The 20,533-nt window shown below is 54.7% G+C and carries 17 protein-coding genes; 14 read left to right on the top strand and 3 right to left on the bottom strand.

Annotation, left to right across the window (positions count from 1 at the left end):
- Positions 1-23: 23 nt before the first annotated feature.
- From rbsB to CHM34_RS20435, 3 genes are all read left to right on the top strand, one after another.
- Entirely contained in the window at positions 24-950 is a 927-nt protein-coding gene (gene rbsB, locus CHM34_RS11935; RefSeq protein ID WP_094264849.1) for a ribose ABC transporter substrate-binding protein RbsB, read from the top strand.
- Between the two features lie 77 nt (positions 951-1,027).
- Positions 1,028-1,678 (top strand): GNAT family N-acetyltransferase, encoded by a 651-nt coding sequence (locus CHM34_RS11930; protein WP_169713712.1) that lies wholly within the window; start codon positions 1,028-1,030, stop codon positions 1,676-1,678.
- Positions 1,675-1,869 carry a GNAT family N-acetyltransferase gene (locus CHM34_RS20435; RefSeq protein WP_500690233.1) on the top strand — a complete coding sequence of 65 codons (195 nt, stop codon included), beginning with the start codon at positions 1,675-1,677 and terminating at the stop codon, positions 1,867-1,869. The genes CHM34_RS11930 and CHM34_RS20435 overlap by 4 nt, the downstream gene beginning before the upstream one ends.
- Before the next feature lie 51 nt (positions 1,870-1,920).
- On the opposite strand, the gene nhaC is transcribed toward CHM34_RS20435, so the two are convergent.
- Positions 1,921-3,273: a Na+/H+ antiporter NhaC gene (gene nhaC / locus CHM34_RS11925; protein ID WP_094264847.1), complete on the bottom strand. Its 1,353-nt coding sequence runs from the start codon at positions 3,271-3,273 to the stop codon at positions 1,921-1,923.
- Positions 3,274-3,785: 512 nt separating this feature from the next.
- Here nhaC and msrA point away from each other — a divergent pair.
- Positions 3,786-4,256, top strand: a complete 471-nt coding sequence (gene msrA, locus CHM34_RS11920; protein ID WP_094265037.1) for a peptide-methionine (S)-S-oxide reductase MsrA — start codon at positions 3,786-3,788, stop codon at positions 4,254-4,256.
- Positions 4,257-4,342: 86 nt separating this feature from the next.
- Here msrA and CHM34_RS11915 read toward each other — a convergent pair whose 3' ends face one another.
- Complete coding sequence (locus tag CHM34_RS11915; protein WP_094264846.1) at positions 4,343-5,605, bottom strand: YeeE/YedE family protein; 1,263 nt, start codon at positions 5,603-5,605, stop codon at positions 4,343-4,345.
- 606 nt (positions 5,606-6,211) lie between these two features.
- On the opposite strand from CHM34_RS11915, the gene trxB reads away from it, so the two are divergent.
- The 4 genes from trxB to treR all read left to right on the top strand — a co-directional run bounded on the left by trxB (position 6,212) and on the right by treR (position 11,407).
- Positions 6,212-7,162, top strand: a complete 951-nt coding sequence (trxB, locus tag CHM34_RS11910; protein ID WP_094264845.1) for a thioredoxin-disulfide reductase — start codon at positions 6,212-6,214, stop codon at positions 7,160-7,162.
- A 229-nt stretch (positions 7,163-7,391) separates the two neighbouring features.
- Positions 7,392-8,975, top strand: coding sequence for a PTS transporter subunit EIIC (locus CHM34_RS11905; RefSeq protein WP_094264844.1), 1,584 nt, complete (start codon positions 7,392-7,394; stop codon positions 8,973-8,975).
- Entirely contained in the window at positions 8,960-10,672 is a 1,713-nt protein-coding gene (treC, locus tag CHM34_RS11900; RefSeq protein WP_094264843.1) for an alpha,alpha-phosphotrehalase, read from the top strand. Before CHM34_RS11905 ends, treC begins: the two co-directional genes overlap by 16 nt.
- 24 nt (positions 10,673-10,696) lie before the next feature.
- Complete coding sequence (gene treR, locus CHM34_RS11895) at positions 10,697-11,407, top strand: trehalose operon repressor (protein ID WP_094264842.1); 711 nt, start codon at positions 10,697-10,699, stop codon at positions 11,405-11,407.
- A gap of 80 nt (positions 11,408-11,487) precedes the next feature.
- Here treR and CHM34_RS11890 read toward each other — a convergent pair whose 3' ends face one another.
- Positions 11,488-12,405, bottom strand: a complete 918-nt coding sequence (locus CHM34_RS11890) for a 1,4-dihydroxy-2-naphthoate polyprenyltransferase (protein WP_094264841.1) — start codon at positions 12,403-12,405, stop codon at positions 11,488-11,490.
- A 243-nt stretch (positions 12,406-12,648) separates the two neighbouring features.
- On the opposite strand from CHM34_RS11890, the gene CHM34_RS11885 reads away from it, so the two are divergent.
- The 6 genes from CHM34_RS11885 (at position 12,649) to menC (ending at position 20,517) form a co-directional block, all read left to right on the top strand.
- Complete coding sequence (locus tag CHM34_RS11885) at positions 12,649-14,049, top strand: isochorismate synthase (RefSeq protein ID WP_240512013.1); 1,401 nt, start codon at positions 12,649-12,651, stop codon at positions 14,047-14,049.
- The gene (menD, locus tag CHM34_RS11880; protein ID WP_094264839.1) at positions 14,046-15,815 is read left to right on the top strand and encodes a 2-succinyl-5-enolpyruvyl-6-hydroxy-3-cyclohexene-1-carboxylic-acid synthase; all 1,770 of its coding nucleotides are present in this window, start codon (positions 14,046-14,048) and stop codon (positions 15,813-15,815) included. The genes CHM34_RS11885 and menD overlap by 4 nt, the downstream gene beginning before the upstream one ends.
- 9 nt (positions 15,816-15,824) lie before the next feature.
- The gene (gene menH / locus CHM34_RS11875; protein WP_094265036.1) at positions 15,825-16,643 is read left to right on the top strand and encodes a 2-succinyl-6-hydroxy-2,4-cyclohexadiene-1-carboxylate synthase; all 819 of its coding nucleotides are present in this window, start codon (positions 15,825-15,827) and stop codon (positions 16,641-16,643) included.
- A 19-nt stretch (positions 16,644-16,662) separates the two neighbouring features.
- Positions 16,663-17,481, top strand: coding sequence for a 1,4-dihydroxy-2-naphthoyl-CoA synthase (menB, locus tag CHM34_RS11870; RefSeq protein ID WP_094264838.1), 819 nt, complete (start codon positions 16,663-16,665; stop codon positions 17,479-17,481).
- Between the two features lie 437 nt (positions 17,482-17,918).
- The gene (locus tag CHM34_RS11865; RefSeq protein ID WP_206093806.1) at positions 17,919-19,421 is read left to right on the top strand and encodes an o-succinylbenzoate--CoA ligase; all 1,503 of its coding nucleotides are present in this window, start codon (positions 17,919-17,921) and stop codon (positions 19,419-19,421) included.
- Positions 19,411-20,517 carry an o-succinylbenzoate synthase gene (gene menC, locus CHM34_RS11860; RefSeq protein ID WP_094264837.1) on the top strand — a complete coding sequence of 369 codons (1,107 nt, stop codon included), beginning with the start codon at positions 19,411-19,413 and terminating at the stop codon, positions 20,515-20,517. The genes CHM34_RS11865 and menC overlap by 11 nt, the downstream gene beginning before the upstream one ends.
- The last annotated feature ends 16 nt before the right edge of the window (positions 20,518-20,533 follow it).

Raw genomic sequence — 20,533 nt, 5'->3', positions numbered from 1 at the left:
TGAACAAGAAGGAGGTCATTTCCATGCGCAAAGGGCTGTTGTGTCTGTTGGCGGTCGGGTTGGTTATGGGGTTGTTGTTGGCGGGTTGTTCAACCGAGTCTGCTCTGGAGCAGGAAGAGAAAAAACCGGATCAGGACGTAACGATCGGCCTTTCGATTTCCACCTTGAACAATCCCTTTTTCGTCACCTTACGGGATGAGGCGAAAAAAACGGCTGAGAAAGAAGGGGTGGAGCTGATCGTCGCCGACGCTCAGAACGATACGGCGAAGCAGATCAATGACGTGGAAGATCTGATGGAGAAAAATGTGGATCTGTTGTTGATCAACCCAACGGACAGTAAGGCGGTCTCCACCGCTGTGGAATCGGCCAACCAGTCGGATATCCCGGTTATCACCATCGATCGGGAGGCCGAAGGAGGAAAGGTGGTTTCCCACATCGCTTCGGATAATGTCAAAGGCGGTGAAATGGCCGGAGAATTCATCCTGAATGAGATCGGCGGTGAGGGGAATCTGGTGGAATTGCAAGGGATTGCAGGCACTTCCGCCGCCCGGGACCGCGGCAAAGGGTTTCATGAAGCCGTGGACGGAAAAAAAGATGTCAAGGTGGTGGCCTCCCAACCTGCCGGTTTTGACCGGGCGGAGGGACTGAAGGTGATGGAGAATATCCTCCAGAGCCATTCGGACATCCAGGCGGTTTTCGCCCATAACGACGAGATGGCTCTGGGAGCTTTGCAGGCGATCCGTTCCGCCGGAAAAGACATCCTCGTCGTTGGCTTTGATGCCACCGATGATGCAGTTGAAGCTGTGAATAAAGGAGAAATGGGGGCGACCATCGCCCAAAAGCCGGGAGAGATCGGCAAAATCGCCGTCCGCGTAGCGGCTGAAGCCGCCCAGGGAGAGAAGGTGAAGGAGTTTTATCCGGTTCAGTTGGAGTTAATCACCGAGAAGTGAAGAAAAACCGGGGCCGGAAGAATGCCGGCCTCGGTTTTTGGGGTGATTGTTTTATAAAAAGAAAGGGGGCATCCTATTTGCCTCTCCATATCGAGCCCCTGGTCAAGAAGGATGGTTCGGATGTCGTCCTTCTTTTCGATCGACTGGGTTGGGATTATTCGGAAGAGGAAATCGACCTTATTTTAAAATCGGGATCTCTTTTTGGGCATCGAAACAAAAAAGGAAAAGTGATCTCGACGGCTGCTATTTTTCCCTACAAGACGATAGCTTCCTTAGGTATGGTTATGGTAGATCCGGATTATCGAAGAATAGGATTGGCTACACAATTAGTCAAAAAATGTATCAGTAAGGTTTCCGACCGCTCGATCATGTTGGTAGCCACGGAGGAAGGAAAACCCTTGTATGAAAAACTGGGCTTTCAAACAGTAACTACGCTCCATAAATTCGTGGCCAAAGAATACATAAGCGGTTCCTTGTCCGGGACGGATAGCTATACAATACGACCGATACTGAAACAAGATATTCCGGAAATCATCCGATTGGATCAGGAAGCCTTTGGGGGGGATCGGAGCATTTTTTTGGAGAATCGAATCAAACAAGCCGTATATCGCGTGATGCTCCGAAGCCGGACAGGGGAAGTGCTTGGTTATGGACTCGGAGTTCAAAATCCGAGAATGCTGATGATCGGGCCCGTCGTAGCCCCGGATACGATGGGGCCTATTTACTGATTGATCATCTGGCCAAAAAGCATAACGGGTGGAAGCGTATTGATATCCCTTCAGAACACCGGGTGTTGTCCCGGTTCTTATCCGACAGCGGGTTTGAACGGGTACGAAAGCCCCCGGTGATGGCATTAAAGGGGGATGATCCCCCCTTCAACGAGCATCTATTTGCGGTCGCTGCCCAGGCTTACGGTTAACCCCGTGCGATCAGTGATGCATCTATTTCCGTAGAAAAGAAGAATCTTCCCTCATGATCTTTGCCTTCGGTACCCCATAATCAAAGTCATCAGCAAGGAAAGATACAGGAAGAAGGTGAAGGGGAGATATTCCCCGACGGAGACTCCCAGGGTCGAAGCGAAAAAGGCACCGCTCACTCCCCAGGGAATCAGCGGATTGATCAGGGTTCCGGCATCCTCCAGGGTTCGGGACAGGTGTTTTAAAGGGATGTTTTGTTCTTCGTAGACGGATTTAAAGGCTTGTCCGGGCAATAAAATCGACAGATACATTTCTCCTGCCAACAGGTTGACCCCGACGGAAGAGGCCGCTGTCGCGGCGATTAAATGCCCGGTTCGTCTCAGAGATCCCCGAATCGCTTGCAATAAGAGGTCAAATAAGCCCAAAGTTTTGGTCAGACCTCCCAGAGCCAAAGTGATCAGAATAAGGGAGACGGTTCCCATCATCGACTGTAGACCGCCTTTGTTGACGATGGCGTTTACTGCTTCATTGCCTGTTTCCATGTCGGGGCCGTTTTGCAGTACTTCCATCAGCCGGGGAAGGGTTAAGTCGGGGATCAGGACAAAAGAAAAAAGGACGGAGGCCAAAAGGCCCGACATCAGAGTGGGGAGAACGGGATATCTTCGGTATGCCAGCCCCATCACGATCAGCGGAGGCGCTAAGGTCAAGGGATGAATGGGAAACGATTGCTGCAGAGTCTGCTTGATATCGGTCAACCGGGTCAATTCCCCCGAAGAAGCCGGAGTACCGATCACCGCAAAGAGGACGACGGTGACGAGCAGGGCGGGAACGGTCGTCCCTGTCAGGTGGCGAATATGGGTAAACAAGTTCACTCCCGCTGTTCCCGAGGCCAGATTGGTTGAATCGGACAAAGGGGACATTTTATCCCCGAAACAGGCTCCGCAGATAACGGCTCCAGCCGCCAGGCCCGGGGAGATCCCCATCGCGGAGGCGACACCCATCAGGGCGACACCGATGGTTCCCACGGTGGTAAAGGAGCTGCCGGCGAAGGTGGAGACCAAGATCGTGATGAACAGCGCACTGATCGCAAACCATTCCGGATCGATCCACTCCATTCCGTAAACCAGCAGAGTGGGTACGGTCCCGCCGATCATCCATCCGGCGATGACCAGACCGACGACAAGCAGGATCAAGATTGGTTGCAACCCTTTGGAGATGCCGGTGATTATCCCCTTTTCCATCGATCTCCAGTCCGATCCGGTCAAAAAACCGTATCCGGCAGTGATCACTAAACTGACGAGCAGGGGAATATGGGGGGGTATTTGAAAATGAACCAATGACACGAATAAAATAGCGAATAAAACGGAAAAAAGGAGAAGAACAGGTCCTGTTTTTCGTTGGTTCATGATAGATCTGTATCCTTTCTACAGCCTCTGGGGTGGATGAATAAAAAAACTTCCGTTCCAAAGGGACGAAAGTTTTTTCGCGGTACCCTACTGGTAAATCTTCGATGTGCAGATGTGTACGATCGTTTTTTGAGGCGAAATGGCAGTTCATTCTTCTTTATTGCTTATACGCTTTTAAGTGCTAAAGTGAATTATATAGAGAGAGGCTCATCGATGTCAACTAAAAGGATGCGGTAAAATCAGGATCGACCAGGTTGCCGGAATAGAGTGGAACCTGATACGATCGGATCAACCGTCGAATAGCAGGATATGTCCGGTTCATGAAAGAGTTGACCCTGATTTCCGGTATGACGGTGTTTGTCCGACAAACCTCGCGGAGTTTTCGGAGGATACGGAGCGGATATTCTTATATCTGGGGGCAACCCGGTGCGGAGACAAAAATCGGAGTCAGCCCCCACCTGACCCATGATGAGGGTCGATGACAGTGATTCGTGAAAAGGAGTGTTGGAGTGATGGAAACGGCGGCTTTTGGAGCGGGATGCTTTTGGGGTGTGGAGGAACTTTTTCGTAAAGTGGAAGGTGTGGTCGAAACCGCTGTCGGTTATATGGGCGGGAAAACCGAGAACCCGACCTATGAAGAGGTTTGCACGGATCAAACCGGACATGCGGAGGTGGTTTACCTGAAGTACGATCCCTCTGTGATCTCCTATGAGGAACTGCTTCAGTTGTTTTGGGAAAACCACAATCCGACCACCCTCAACCGGCAGGGGCCGGATGTCGGCCGTCAGTACCGTTCGGTTATTTTTTATTATCATGATGAACAAAAAGAGGCGGCGGAAAAGTCCAAAAAGGAACTGGATGCCTCCGGTCGATTTAAGGATCCGATTGTCACGGAGATTGTTCCGGCTCCCACCTTCTACCGAGCGGAGGAATACCACCAGCGCTATTTGCAGAAACGGGGCCAATCCTCCTGCCAGATCTGAAAGGATCGATTGTGGCAGAATAAATGAAACAAACAAAGGCGATGCCTCCTCTGTCGAGGCATCGCCTTTTTCAGGTCCGTGTTTTGTTAACAGACGGAATCCTCCGGTTTCGGATTCTTCATCCCGAACAGGGGACGCAGGAATAATCCGAGGTAGGACCCCGCCAGGGCCAGGATCATCCACAGCCAACCGTGAAGGCTGAAGGAAGCGATTCCGGAGAAATAAGCCCCGATGTTGCACCCGTAGGCCAAGCGGGCTCCATATCCCATCAATAATCCGCCGACGATGGAGGCAATGGCGAGCCGCCCATCGATTTTTCGGAGGGCGAAAGCCCCTCCGGCGGCTGCGGCCAGAATTGCCCCGAGGATGATGCCAAAGTCCATGACGCTGGTGGCGTGGGCGAAGACGGGATCTTGAAGGGAGGCGGCTCTGTCACCGGACCAGTAGGTCCATTGGGTGACATCGATCCCCCATGCCATCGCCACTTTGGAACCCCAAAGGGCGAAGGCGGAGGTAATACCCCAGGGTTTCCCATTTACCAGGAGAGTGATTGCGTTTAATGCGGCCAAAGCCGCGGCGGCGGCCCAAAGAGGCCAGGATCCGCGGATGATCCGCACCCAGCCTTTAGCACGAGGCAGAGGCTTCATCTGCGGTGGCCGCCGCTTGCGGGCGATATACAGGGTTCCGCCGGCGATAGCGGCCAAAATAGCTAGTTGTACCGCAAGAGCACCGCCGTATCCAAGCCCGGTACTTTCCGCGAGGGAGATCGGGGGCAAGGAAGGCATCCGGTTCGTCCAGAAGTCCCAATGCCAGGCTCCCGCTACCGATCCGGTGATAAAACCGGTCAGGGTGAGCAGGGAGGCGGAGCGGCCGCCCCCGATGTGATAAAGAGTTCCCGAGGCACACCCTCCTCCTAATTGCATGCCGATGCCAAAGAGGAAAGCACCGACGACGACACTCACCCCCAGGGGAGCGACGGAGGCGGTGGGTTCCACTCCGAAAAAGCCGACTCCGGCGGCCAGCAGAGGGGCGAACAAGGCGGAAGCGACCGCCAACATCAACATATGTGCCCGGATTCCGGCTCCTTGCCCGACGGACAGGAGTTGCCGGAAAGCCGATGTAAATCCGAACCGGGCGTGAAACAGCGTATAACCGAACAGGAGACCGATGCCGTAGAGGAGGCCCTGTTGCGGCCCTTGACTGCTCCAAATGGCGTAGCTGAGCGCGAGAGCGATGATCAGGGTGGCGGCGATCACTCCGGTTTGCGGATCAGCCATCGCCGGTTGCCTCGATGATCCAGGAAAATCGCTCGCTTTGTTTAACGGCGGACGGACAGATTCCATCGCCATCTTGATCACCTCAAATTCCTATAAATTTAATCGGATATAAGAATTACAAATATCTTACTATAAGAAAGAGAAAATGTAAACCGAAAGATGTATCACTCACCGGGGAAGACCTGGAGAACATGTAACCATTGAGGGGTACTCTCCTCTCCTTTGTCATCGACAGACAGCACGGCTCATGATCCAGTAACATAGGTGTAAAAAGAGGTGTCGTGTTCTGCCATAGTGCGACCGGCGAAGCGCCCCTAGAGTGTGTCTGGTAAATCGCCGATTCCAGCGTAGCGCCCTTTGCACTCAGGGGAGCACAAGTCTCGCCTCGGTCGCTTCACTCCCGGGTCTCGCTATGCCCGACAATCGAGCGGGTTTTCGAAGGACCGTTTCACATTTGCAGGAGGGAACCCGGCGCGGAGTCGGAAATCGGTTCCCGTACCCCGTTATCGTTCATGATCAGACACGCCCTAGACTCCACCGTATGAGAATTCTCGTCGACAGGGTTTTCTGTGTTAAAATACAGGGTAAGGTTTTATCAGCGAGTTTTGCCCCTTTTCGGTTTCGGGGCATGCTGGAATAAAAGGGATTCAATGAAGATCAGGAGGTTGAAGACAAGCGATGCACAAAGTAATCATCCTGGGAACCGGACCGGCGGGATTGACCGCCGCCATCTACCTGGCCCGGGCTAATATGGAACCTTTGGTAATCGAGGGGCAGGAGCCCGGCGGACAGCTGACCACTACAACGGATGTGGAGAACTTTCCGGGTTTTCCGGATGGGATTCTCGGTCCGGAATTGATGGATCAGATGCGGAAGCAGGCGGAACGCTTCGGAGCCGAATTTAAGCGGGGTTGGGTCCATAAAGTCAACCTGTCCCAACGGCCCTTCAAGATTCAAGTGGAAAACCAGGGAGAACTGGAAACGGAATCCCTCGTACTCTCCACCGGCGCTACGGCCAAGTTGCTGGGAATTCCCGGTGAAAAGGAGAATATGGGACAAGGCGTTTCCACCTGTGCTACCTGTGACGGGTTCTTCTACCGTGGTAAAAAAATCATCGTCGTCGGTGGTGGGGACTCGGCGATGGAGGAAGCCAACTTTTTGACCAAATTCGCTTCCAATGTCCATATCATCCATCGGCGTAAGGAGTTGCGGGCCTCTAAGATCATGCAAGAGAGGGCCAAAAACAATCCGAAGATCAGTTGGGGGTTCAACCGGGTGCCTGTAGAGGTCGTCACCAAGGAAGAAGGCGGCGTCAAAGGGTTGAAGGTGGAGAATAAGGACACCGGAGAAACCGAACTGGTGGAAGCCGACGGAATCTTCATCGCGATCGGCCATCGCCCGAACACCGGCTTTTTGGAAGGCCAGGTCAAGACTGATGAGCTGGGCTACATCGAGGTGGAACCCGGAACGACCAAGACCAATGTTGAAGGGGTGTTTGCCTGCGGGGATGTCCAGGATCACGTCTACCGCCAAGCGATTACGGCGGCGGGTACCGGTTGTATGGCGGCGATGGACTGTGAGAAATTCCTGGAAGGGGCCGCTGTCGTCGATTGGAGCCAGTCTCTGTAATTAACATGTGTGAAGGATGTAGCCGGTTCGCTTTTCACCAGCGAGCCGGTTTTTTTGTTTTGACAATCCTGTATATACAGGTTACAATGCAGAAAAAGAGATAATGAAAGGGCTTTCCTTCGTTTTTATTTTTTGTCCGTAAACCTGTATATACAGGATTGCGTTAAAATCGAATGCTTTTTTACAGGGTCTTATGGAAGCGGATACAATCAACAGGGAGTGAATTCAAATGATCGGAAAGAGATCCTTCGACTTTTTTCAGCGGATCGGGCGGTCCATGATGGCGGTAGTCCTGATTTTGCCCCTCGTATCCATTTTGATGGGGCTGGGGGGCGTGCTGTTGAATCCGAGTGTTCACGAGTTGGTTCCCTTCCTCGGAGGATACGGCTGGCAAGTGACCGGCGAACTGATGCAGCGGGCTGGTCAGGCCGTTTTTAACAATCTGCCCGCTTTGTTTGCGATTGCGATCGCCATTACATGGACCGGCCGGGGCATGGCTGGATTTGCGTCCTTTATCGCCTTTGCGATCATGCATACTACGATCGGGGCGCTGATTGACATTACGGGTATCAAGCTGAATGAGCGGATCCTCGGAACCGAGATGGGCATCGAAACAATGCAGACAGGCGTGTTTGGCGGAATTCTCATCGGTTTTTTGACGGCGTACTTTTACAACCGCTTTCATAAGGTGGAACTGCCCGACGCGATTTCCCTGTTCAGCGGGGAACGTCTGGTGCCGATTGTGGCTTCTTTTGGGGGGATTGTGGCGGCAGTGGGTCTATTCTTTATCTGGCCCCAGATCGGTAAGGGGGTGCTCGCCCTCGGGGATTTTGTAGCGACCCATACCAACCCCTTGATTGTCGGCTTGTACGGGGGGATCGAGAAGCTTTTGATTCCCTTTGGATTGCATCATATCTACAATACCCCATTGCTGTTTACCGAGATCGGAGGTACCTACACCACTCTGGAAGGGGCCCGGATTGTCGGAGACCAGAATGTTTATATCTCCCAGGTGATCGATAAGATGAAAGATGGAAGCGTCTCGATCACGGGTGGAACATATATCGCCGGGAAGTTTATCCCCGTGATGTTCGGTCTGCCGGCGGCGGCTCTGGCCATGTACCGAACAGCCCGGGAGAACCGGAAGGTGAAGGTGAAATCCCTGATGATCGCCGCCGCTGTCACCGCCTGGATTACAGGCATTACCGAACCGCTGGAGTTTACCTTCCTGTTTGTCGCACCGGTGCTCTATGGTGTTCATGCTGTATTGACCGCTCTCGCCTTCGGTCTGATGAATGCCTTTGGCATGCATGCCGGTTTTGCCGGAGGGTCCGGTTTGATCGATTTCGTCCTGTTTAATGTTCTTCCCAACCAGTCCAACGCATGGTTGTTGACGATCGGTTTGGGTATATTGTTTGCAATCATCTATTACTTCACATTTAAAACCATGATTGTGAAAATGGATCTGAAGACACCGGGGCGTGAAGATGAAGGAGAGGAAACGAAGCTTTACAGCAAAGAAGAGTACCGCAGGAAAAAAGGAATCGGGGCGGCGGCGTCGGAAAACCCGGTGGAAAGCAACCGTGCGGCGGAAATTTTGGCCGCTCTTGGCGGCAGGGACAATGTGACCCGGCTCGACGCCTGCATCACTCGCCTGCGTGTGGGTGTCAAGGATGTTGGCCGGGTGGATGAGGAGGAATTGAAACGCTTGGGGGCATCGGGAGTTCTCAAGATGAATGACGGGATCCAGGCGGTTTACGGAACAAAATCATCCATTTATAAGGCAGAGATTGAAGAATGGATGCAAGGTTGAATGTTGGAGGCGATACGGTGACGGAATGGTGGAGGAAAGCAGTCGTCTATCAGATTTATCCCCGGAGTTTTTACGATACCACAGGGGATGGAATCGGTGATCTGCAGGGAATCATTGAAAAACTGGATTATTTGAAGGAGCTCGGTGTGGACGTCCTCTGGCTGACACCGATTTATGACTCTCCCCATCGGGATAACGGTTACGATATCAGCGATTACCGGTCGATCCACGAGGATTACGGTACGATGGAAGACTTCGAACAGCTTTTGGCTGAAGCTCATCGGCGGGGGATGAAGGTTTTGCTGGATATCGTCGTCAACCACACGTCGACCGACCATGAGTGGTTCCGGCAAGCCCGCTCATCCAAGGATCATCGATACCGTGACTTCTATATCTGGAAAGACGGGAAAAACGGAGAGGAGCCTAACAACTGGCAATCCAAGTTCGGCGGTTCCGCCTGGAAATACGATCAAACCACTGGTCAGTATTATCTGCATTTGTTTGATGAAACCCAAGCGGATCTCAACTGGGAGAACAGTGAAGTTCGGCAGAAAGTATACCGAATGATGCGCTGGTGGCTGGACAAAGGGGTGGACGGATTCCGGCTCGATGTGATCAATCTCATCTCCAAGGATCCGGAGTTCCCCGATGACGACGGCTCCATCCCGCCGGGGGACGGGCGAAAGTTTTACACCGACGGTCCGAGGGTGCATGAATTTATGAAAGAGATGCACCGGGAAGTCTTCTCCCGATATCCGATCATGACGGTCGGCGAAATGTCTTCCACATCCATTCCCCACTGTATCCGGTATACCCGTCCCGACAGCGGGGAGTTGAACATGACGTTTAACTTTCATCATTTGAAGGTGGATTACCCCGACGGGGAAAAGTGGGCGCGGGGAGAACTGGATCTTCCTTCGCTGAAACGGACTCTCGCCGAGTGGCAGACGAAAATGAATCAAGGCGGAGGCTGGAACGCACTTTTCTGGTGCAACCACGACCAGCCCCGGATTGTGTCCCGGTACGGGGATGATCGGGTTTATCTCCGGGAGTCGGCGAAAATGCTGGCTACGGTGATCCACATGATGCAGGGGACGCCTTTCCTTTATCAGGGGGAAGAGATCGGGATGACCAACCCGGACTTCGCGTCGATCGATGATTTCCGGGACGTGGAAACCCTCAATATGTACCAAATCCTCCGCCGACGGGGATGGAGCGAGGAAGAGGTGATGGCGGTGATCCATCAGAGATCCCGGGATAATGCCCGGACACCGATGCAATGGAACGCTTCTCCCCACGGGGGGTTTACTGCCGGATCCCCTTGGATCTCTCCGGCACCCAATTACAAGGAGATCAATGTGGAGCAGGCCCTTGCCGACTCCCGATCGATCTTTTATCATTACAAAGAGTTAATCCGGCTTCGCAAAAGGTACGGGATTGTGACGACGGGATCTTTTGAACTGCTCCTTGAGGAGCATCCCGATATCTTTGCTTATCTGCGCGAGGGTGACAGTGAAAAACTCCTCGTCGTCAACCATTTCCGCGGCGGTGAGACCTTATTTCGTCTGCCGGATCGGGTTGAAACCCGGGGTTGGAAGATAACCCCACTCCTGTCCAATTATGATGATTTCCCGGAAGATCCGGGACGAATCCGGTTAAGACCCTATGAATCCGTGATATTTCACTTCACGGTGTGAATGGAGCCCGGAGAGGAGCAGGATATGGAAAATATCTATTGGACGATCTACCGCGATTATGCGGATCAAATCGAACAAGGGCGCCTCTCTCCCGATAGCAAGCTGCCTTCAGAGAATCAACTGGCGAAAAGGTACGGGACCTCCCGGGAAACGGTGCGTAAGGCTTTGCATTTACTCTCTCAAAACGGCTACATCCATAAAATCAAGGGAAAGGGTTCTTTCGTCCTCCATGTGAATAAATTCGACTTTCCGGTTTCCGGTTTGGTCAGTTTCAAGGAGGTTGCTACGAAATCAGGAAAGGAATGGAACACAGACGTGGTTTCCCTGGAGACGGGGAAACCGGATCCTTATGTGGCTTCCCAGTTGAACATCCAAGGGTCGGAAGCGATCTGGAAAGTGGTTCGGGTGAGGGAGGTCGGTGGAGAGAAGATCATTCTCGATAAGGATCATTTTCACAAAGGGCTGATCCCTCCTTTGACAAAGGACATTTGCCGGGAGTCGATCTATGAGTACCTGGAACGGTCTTCAGAGGTGAAAATCAGTTTCGCCAAAAAAGTGATCACCATCGAAGGGGCGACGGAGGAGGATGAAAGGCTGCTCGACCTCGACCGGTATGCGATGATGGCTGTCGTACGCAACTATGTCTATTTGGATGACAGCACCTTGTTTCAGTATACCGAGTCGCGCCACCGTCCGGACAAATTCCGCTTTGTCGATTTCGCCCGGCGTTATTGACGGGACCGTGTGAAGAAAAAAGCCCTTGACTCCGCCGTTAGGCGCGGGGTCAGGGGCTTTTTAAGCAGATGGATCACTTTTTACAGGCTGTATCCGATGAATACACCGACAGCCAGCAGAAATCCGAAAAAAGTATTGACCTGGGCGGTGAATTTCATCGCCGGCATCATCTCCGGCGGGGCGGTTTTCCCTTTGAACTCCCGAACAGCCTGAACCGCTTTGGGCAGGCTGAGAAGAGCCAGAAGAGATTCGGGAGGAACGACCTCCGTCAAGGTGAGGACTACGAGCCAGACGTAGGCGGCGGCGAACATTCCTGCAAGAAGGCGGACGGCTCCCTTGTGGCCCAGCAGGATGGCCAAGGTGCGGCGCCCGTTTTTTTCGTCGCCGACGCGATCGCGAATGTTGTTCGCCATCAGGATATTGCCGATCAGGATCGAAACGGGAACGGACGTGAGAATGGCGGTGTCGGAGACGGTTCCGGTTTGAATGAAGAAAGAGATCCCAATGATCACCAATCCCATGAACAGTCCGGAGACGATCTCTCCAAAGGGGGAATAGGCGATCGGGTACGGCCCTCCGGTGTACAGGTAACCGGTGGCGATGCAGACGGAACCGATCGCGGCCAGCCACCAACTGCTGACCAGGCAGATATAGATGCCCAGTCCCACGGCGGCGGCGCAACATCCGACCGCAATCGCCATCACGGTTCGGGGAGTGATCCCGTGGCGGACGATCGCCCCTCCGATGCCGACGGATTCCGCTGTATCCAACCCGCGCTTGAAGTCAAAGTATTCGTTGAACATGTTGGTCGCTGACTGAATCAGGATGGAAGCGACGAGCATGGCCAGAAAAACCGGGACGTGAATCTCAGTGACGGGCAGTGCAAGGGCGGTTCCGATCAATACGGGAACAAAGGAAGCGGTAAGTGTATGAGGGCGCATGAGTTGCCACCAGATGCGCCACCCGGATTCTTCGGAGGTATGTGTACGCTTTTCCAACGGTGGTTCTCCCCTTTTCTATATCATGATCAATGAAGGATCATATGGCAGAATGAAACGAGGTCATTATATCTCCTCCGTCGGGACAACTCAAGGGGAGAACCGGCCGGCGGGCGGCGGCGAAAAGAGTCGAAAATCCCCGTCGATTGACAGTTTCAGACTGTCAAGTGTATCCTAAAATAGGCGAGACCGAAGGATCGGTCTGCTTCGGTATGGAATGATCTGGGGGGAACAGCCGTGTCGATGGTAAAACAGTTGGACATACGAGAATTGTTGGCACAAGGGGCTGTCCGAGCGCGGGAGGAAGATTGCGAAGTGCTCGTCAGCCAAGTCATCCCGGTTAAACCGATGGACCCCCTTGCTTTTTTTGCATATGGAGCCGAACCATACGCCGGTGAGCGGAGTTTCTGGGCCGATCCGAACCGGGATCGGATTCTGGCGGGATTGGGTACCGCTTACCGGGTGGAAGCGGAGGCGGAAGACCGCTTTGCCGGGGTGGAAGCCCGGTGGCGGGACCTCCTCAGGAAAAGTATCCGCGAACCCCATACACATAGAAACGGGACAGGGCCGCTGTTAATGGGCGGTTTTTCATTTGATCCGTTGAAGCCGAAGTCCGGCAGGTGGGAGGAATATGCCGATGCGTCGATGGTGTTGCCGCGGTTTTTGCTGACAGTGGCCGGCGAAGATTGTTGGCTGACCGTCAATGCAGTGATCCGTCCCGCCGAGGATCCTGTATCGCTGGCGGATCGTTTGGAAAGGGAGAAACAAGATTTGTTGTCTGGAGTACCTGCCACTTTTACCCCGATGGAGTCTCCTTCCTTTGAGACGGTGGAAGTGGATCCGGAAGCGTGGAAACGGTCGGTGGCGGAAACCGCCCGGGAAATTCGGGAGGGAGTCATGGAAAAAGTGGTGCTGGCCCGGCAGCTCCGGGTGGAAGCATCCGGTCGCTTGGCACCCGCCTCAATATTAAAACGCTTACAGGAGCAGCAAACGGACTGCTTCCTCTTTGCCGTGGAGCGGGGAGCCTCCTGTTTTTTGGGAGCTTCACCAGAGCGGCTTGTCCGACGGAATGGAAAGAGGTTTCTTTCCACCTGCCTGGCCGGTTCAATCCGTCGAGGCTCTTCGCCGGAAGAGGATGAGAGACTGGGTCAGGAGTTGCTTTCTGACGGCAAGAACCGGGTGGAGCACGAAGTGGTGGTTCATATGATCCGGGAAGCGTTCCGTACCGGTTGCGACGCGGTGGAGGTGCCGGAAGAACCGGTTCTGTATAAGGCGGGATATATCCAACACCTGTATACACCGGTGACGGGAAGGGCCCGTCCGGGAACGACGCTGTTGTCCATGGTGAAACGGCTTCACCCCACGCCGGCTTTAGGCGGGTATCCCCAGGAAAAATCCGTCGAGAAAATCCGGGAAAAGGAACGGATGGATCGGGGATGGTACGCCGGGCCGGTCGGTTGGGTGGACTGGCGGGGGGACGGAGAATTTGCCGTCGCCATCCGTTCCGCCCTGGTAAAGGGGGATCAGGCTTTCCTTTTTGCCGGTTGCGGGATCGTCGGCGATTCCGATCCGGACAGCGAGTATGAAGAGGCCCGGATCAAGTTTCGCCCCATTCTGTCGGCGATGGGAGGAAGGGACCGATGAGCGTTCGTGACGCAGCCACGGCCTATGTAGGGGCTTTTGTGGACGAGCTGGCGGAGTGCGGTGTTCATCGCGCCGTCATCAGTCCCGGTTCCCGTTCCACCCCGATGGCGATGGTGTTGGCCGCCCATCCGGGAATCCGTGTCTGGATGAACGTGGACGAGCGTTCCGCCGGTTTTTTTGCCTTGGGAATGGCCAAGGCGACGGGGGAACCGGTTGCTTTGTTGTGTACGTCGGGAACCGCCGCCGCCAATTATTTTCCGGCGGTGGCGGAAGCCCATCTGTCCCGGGTTCCCCTGGTGGTGCTGACGGCGGACCGCCCCCATGAACTGCGGGATGTAGGCGCTCCTCAAGCGATGGATCAGCTGCGACTCTACGGCAGTCATGTCAAATGGTTTGCCGAAATGGCACTGCCGGAAAAAGAGGAAACGATGCTGCGCTACGCGCGGACAAATGCCGGCCGGGCGGCGGCGACGGCGAAAGCGGGACCGCCGGGTCCGGTTCATCTCAATTTCCCCTTTCGGGAGCCTCTGGTTCCTGATTTGAACGATTCCGCTCTGTTCAGCGGCGGAAAGCGAAAAGGCAGGCCTTCTCCCTATGTGCGGGTGGCACAGGGGGAAAAAGAGTTGCCGGAATCGGAGCTTGCCGCCTTGGCGGCGGAATGGAGCCGGGTGGAACGGGGACTGATCGTCTGCGGTCCTCAGACGGATCCGGAGCTGGTGAAACCGCTGATCCGGCTGGCGGAGGCGCTTCAGTTTCCATTGTTGGCCGATCCTTTGTCCCAGTTGCGTTGCGGCGATTTTGACAAAGCCCGGGTGGTGGACGGTTATGATGCTTTTTTGCGGGATGCCGACGCAGTGGAGAAGCTGGTGCCGGAAGTGGTGATCCGTTTCGGTGCCATGCCCGTTTCCAAGGCGTTTTTGCTGTATTTGAAGGCACATCCCGACTGCCGCCAAATCGTGGTGGACGCTGACGAAGGGTGGCGGGATCCCACCTTGTCTGCCTCGGAGATGTTGTATGCGGATCCCGTCCGTTTTTGTAAAGGACTGATCCGGCATATGAAAAATCACCGGATCAAGGGGGAAACTCTTTGGAGCCGCCGTTGGCTTCAGATCAATCATCGGACCCAGGAAGTCGTGCGACGATGGGGAGACACCCGGAGTCTTTCCGAGGGAGGTGTATTTCTGGAGCTGGCGGGGCTCTTGCCCCGAGAAAGCCTTCTGTTTGCGGGAAACAGCATGCCGGTCCGGGATCTGGAAACCTTTTTCATGAAGGGGGACCGTCCGGTTCGAACGATGGCCAACCGCGGGGTTAACGGGATTGACGGTGTGGTTTCCACCGCTTTGGGGACTGCCGCCGCCGGTTGTCATACGGTTCTCGTTCTGGGGGATCTCTCCTTTTACCACGATTTGAATGGACTTCTCGCCGCCAAGATGCACCGGATCCATGCCACCATCATCGTGATCAATAATGATGGAGGCGGTATTTTTTCCTTCTTGCCCCAAGCTTCAGAGGCCGAACACTTTGAAAAACTGTTCGGAACCCCGATCGGCTTGGATTTCTCCCATGCCGTCCGCATGTACGGAGGAACCTTCGACCGAGTGGGAGACTGGGATGCCTTCCGGGACGCACTGAGACGGGGAGAGAATCGGGAAGGTTTGTCCGTCATCGAAGTGGTGACGAACCGTCGGGAAAACGCTTCTCTGCATCGACGGATATGGCAGGCGGTTTCCGAAGCGGTGGCCGAGGAGTTGTCGAAGGGGGAATAAGCCTTGTTTCTGAGGGTGAACGGTCTCCGTTATCATCTGAAGGTGAGCGGGGAAGGAACTCCCTTATTACTCCTCCACGGTTTTACCGGTTCCGCCTCCGATTGGGAGCCCTTTGTTCAACAATGGAAAGCGGATTACCGCATCATCCGGGTGGATTTGATCGGCCACGGTCAGACCGAGGCTCCTGAAGACCACCGTCGCTACGGAGTGGAACCGGCGGCGGCGGATTTGGCGGCCATCCTGGATGCCCTTCATATCCGACGGGCTCATCTCTTGGGGTATTCCATGGGTGGACGCCTGGCCCTTTCTTTCGCTCTTCTCCATCCGGATCGGGTTCGCTCCCTGATTCTGGAGAGCAGTTCTCCGGGGCTGGCTGATGAAGCGGCCCGAGAGGAGCGGATGCATTCGGATGCGGCATTGGCGGACCGGATTGAGAAGGAGGGGGTTGAATCCTTTGTCGCCGGCTGGGAGGAGATCCCTCTCTTTGCCACCCAGAAACGGTTACCAGAGAGCATCCGGCTCCGAATCCGGGAGCAGCGTCTCCGGAATCGGCCGAAAGGGTTGGCGGGAAGTCTTCGGGGTATGGGAACCGGGACTCAACCGTCCTGGTGGAGTCGATTAGATCAGTTGAATCGCCCGGTTCTGCTCATCGTCGGAGAGTGGGACGAAAAATTTCGAAAGATCGCTGAGGAGATGAAAAAGCGCTTGTTGCGGGCTGAGACAGTGATCGTGCCGAAGGCGGGGCATACGGTCCATGTGGAACATCCGGAATCCTTTGGTATAATCGTAGTGGACTTCATGAAGCAAAGGGATCGATGGGATTATTGAACCGAGGGAGGTTGAACCATTGGCTATCGAGTGGAAGTCGGTAAAAGAGTACGAGGATATTTTGTATGAAAAAAATGGCCAAATCGCCAAGATCACCATCAATCGTCCGGAGGTACGCAACGCTTTCCGGCCCCAGACGGTGGTGGAGTTAATCGATGCTTTTGCCCATGCCCGGGATGATTCCGAGATCGGTGTGATCATCCTGGCCGGGGCGGGAGACAAGGCTTTTTGTTCCGGCGGGGATCAGAGTGTACGCGGGCACGGCGGTTATGTCGGCGAGGATCAAATTCCCCGTCTCAATGTATTGGATCTGCAGCGTCTGATCCGAGTGATTCCGAAACCGGTTGTTGCGATGGTTTCCGGTTATGCCATCGGTGGCGGCCATGTGCTTCATGTAGTCTGTGACCTGACCATCGCCGCGGACAACGCCGTCTTTGGTCAGACCGGTCCCAAGGTGGGTTCCTTTGACGCCGGATACGGTGCGGGATATCTGGCCCGGATCGTCGGCCACAAAAAAGCCCGGGAGATCTGGTACCTCTGCCGCCAGTACAATGCCCGGGAGGCCGAGGAAATGGGATTGGTCAATACCGTTGTTCCCCTGGACCGGTTGGAGGAGGAGACGGTTCAATGGTGCGAGGAGATGCTGGAGAAATCCTCGACGGCTCTCCGGTTCCTGAAAGCCTCCTTCAACGCCGACACCGACGGCTTAGCCGGATTGCAACAACTGGGCGGCGACGCGACTCTGCTTTATTACACCACGGATGAAGCGAAGGAAGGTCGGGACGCTTTTAAGGAAAAGCGGAAACCGAATTTCGGCAAATTCCCCCGCTTTCCGTAAACCCGAACAAACCACCCTGTGTATCCCGATACATAGGGTGGTTTGTCACATTTGTTCACAAAAAAAGCCCTGCAAAAGGGCTTTTTTAGTATCCATGGCCGAGAAATCCGACAGTGGCGAAAATCGTGGCGATGACCAACAGAAAGATCAGCAACCGCCGCAATCCGAATCCTCCGTAACCTCCGTAGCTCATACATTATCCCTCCTTTCCAGTCATCCATATCTTATGTCGGTCTTGCCACCGTGAGAGGGCCGTTGTCCTAAAAGAATCAGAAATGGAGAGGTGCCCGGTATCCTTTTAAAAAATAATAGAAACCGGCCGATGGGACGGTTTTTCGCAGGAGACGTTTCCGTCCACTTTCCGGTTTTCCGATGGAAAGAGTATAATGGGAAATGAATGGACCGGTAGAAAGGTTGGAAGTGTTGTGAATCACGCGATGACAGATACAAAAATGCCTCACTGGCTGGATCAGCGGGCTCATCTGACACCCGGGCGGAAAGCCGTGTCCGGGGGCGGAGAGTCCTGGACGTTTCAGGTTTTGGCGACAAAATCCAAACAAACGGCTCGACAACTCGTGAAGATGGGAGTCCGACGGGGCGACCATGTGGCCCTGTTGTTGGGGAATGGTCTTCATACGGTTTGTGTCATGCACGCTCTCTCTTATCTCGGAGCGGTCATGGTTCCCCTCAATACCCGGTTGGCGGTTGCGGAGCTGGGCTGGCAGCTGACGGACTCGGAAGCGTCTGTTTTGGTATACGACGAAAAGCACCGGGAGCAGGCGAAACGCCTCAAGCGGGAAGGAGTCGTTCCTTCCGTGATTTCCTGGGATCGACTGACCTCCTTGCCGGAAGAGCCGGTTCTTCTGCGAAGGCACCTCTCTTTGGAAGAGGTACATACTATCATGTACACCTCCGGTACAACCGGCCATCCCAAGGGTGTAATGCTGACTTACGGCAATCACTGGTGGAGTGCTGTCGCCTCCGCCCTTAATCTGGGATTGCGGGCGGAGGACCGGTGGTTGGTCGGGGTTCCGATGTTTCACATGAGCGGCTTATCCATCTTGATGCGGAGTGTCATTTACGGAATGACCGCTGTGATTCAGGAAACGTTTGACCCGGCGGAGGCCAACCGGGCGATTCTTCATGACGGGATTACCCATGTCTCCGCGGTGGCGGTCATGTTAACGCAAATGATGGATAACTTGGGGGAACGCCGGTATCCCGACAGTTTTCGGTGCATGCTTCTGGGAGGGGGGCCGGCACCGAAGCCTCTGTTGGAGAAAGCCCGGGAGCGAAAGATCCCTGTTTTTCAAACCTACGGGATGACTGAGACCGCCTCCCAAATCGTTACCCTGGCTCCTGAGGACAGTTTGCGGAAATTGGGCTCGGCGGGAAAGGTCCTGTTTCCGGCGGAGATCCGCATCCTGGAAGGAAAGCGGGAGTGTGCCGCCGGGGAGCCGGGAGAGATTACGGTGCGCGGGCCCAATGTCACCCGGGGATATTGGAAACGGGCTGAAGCCACGGAACAAGTGATCCGTGAGGGGTGGCTCCGCACTGGGGATATCGGGTATCTGGACGAAGAGGGCTTTCTCTATGTGTTGGACCGGCGCAGTGATCTGATTATCTCCGGAGGGGAAAATGTCTATCCCGCTGAGGTAGAGGCCGTCCTGCTTTCTCATCCTGCCGTGGAGGAAGCGGGAGTGGCCGGTGTCCCGGATCAGCGATGGGGACAAGCCCCTGTCGGATTTGTCAAACCCGGGAGAGGGACACCGGTGGAGGGAGATGAGCTGATCCGTTATTGTCAGGGCAGATTGGCCCGTTACAAGGTACCGACCCGGATTGTCTTTGTAGAGGAGCTTCCTCGCAATGCCTCCGGTAAGCTGATCCGTCGCTCCCTTCCCGACAGGCTGTCAAAAGGGGGTGAGGGGGATGAGGATTGAGGAGATACGACTGCATCGGATTCAAATGCCCTTGAAATCCCCCTTTGCCAATCGTTTAACGGTGGTGTCCGATCGGGAGCTGATCATCGTCGAAGCCTTTGACTCTGAGGGTCGGACCGGATTGGGGGAGTGTGTGGCTTTTTCGGAGCCCTGGTATACCGAGGAGACGGTGGATACCTGTTGGCATGTGATGGAGCGGTTTCTCATTCCTTTGGCTTTGGGTCAACCGCTGGAGCACCCGAGGGAGGTTTCCCGGCGGTTCGCCCCCATCCGTCGTAACCATATGGCGAAAGCGGCGATCGAAGGGGCGGTGTGGGACCTCTACTGCCGCAGACGGGGTCTTTCTCTGGCCGAAGCCCTTGGCGGCACCCGCCGCCGCATCGAGGCGGGGGTGGCCGTCGGCGCCCAGCTGACGATGGATCGGATGCTGGGGGCGATTGAGGAGAGGGTGTCCGAAGGGTACCGCCGGATCAAGGTTAAAATCAAGCCGGGGGCTGATCTCCGGGTATTGGAAAGGATTCGCGGTGCCTTTCCCGACCTTCCCTTGATGGCGGATGCCAATTCGGCGTATACCCTGGCGGATCTCCCGAAGTTGAAACAGCTGGATGATCTGAATTTACTGATGATTGAGCAGCCTCTGGCCGCTGACGATATCGTCGACCATGCTAAGGTTCAAGCCGCGATCCAAACGCCGGTCTGTCTGGATGAAAGCATCTGTAGCGTTGATGATGCCCGCCGTGCCATCGAGCTGGGCAGTTGCCGGGTGATAAACGTCAAGATCGGACGTGTCGGAGGATTATGGGAAGCTAAACGGATTCATGACTTGTGCAGAGAGCGAGGCATCGATCTTTGGTGCGGAGGGATGTTGGAAGCCGGGGTGTCACGGGCTCACAACATCGCTCTGGCCTCCTTGCCTCATTTTAACCTTCCCGGAGACATCTCCGCTTCTTCCCGTTACTGGGAGAGGGATGTGACCGTTCCTGAAGTGACCGTGGATCGCGGGATGATTTCGGTTCCGAGAGAGCCGGGGATTGGAGTGGAACTGGACCGGCATCGTCTGGATGAGGTGACGGTAGCGAGCCGTCGGTATCCATGATGGAAGTCTTATCAGA

This window comes from Paludifilum halophilum (genome assembly GCF_002245355.1).
GTDB classification, from domain to species: Bacteria; Bacillota; Bacilli; order Thermoactinomycetales; family DSM-45169; genus Paludifilum; species Paludifilum halophilum.
This window is presented reverse-complemented; position numbering and strand designations above follow the sequence as displayed.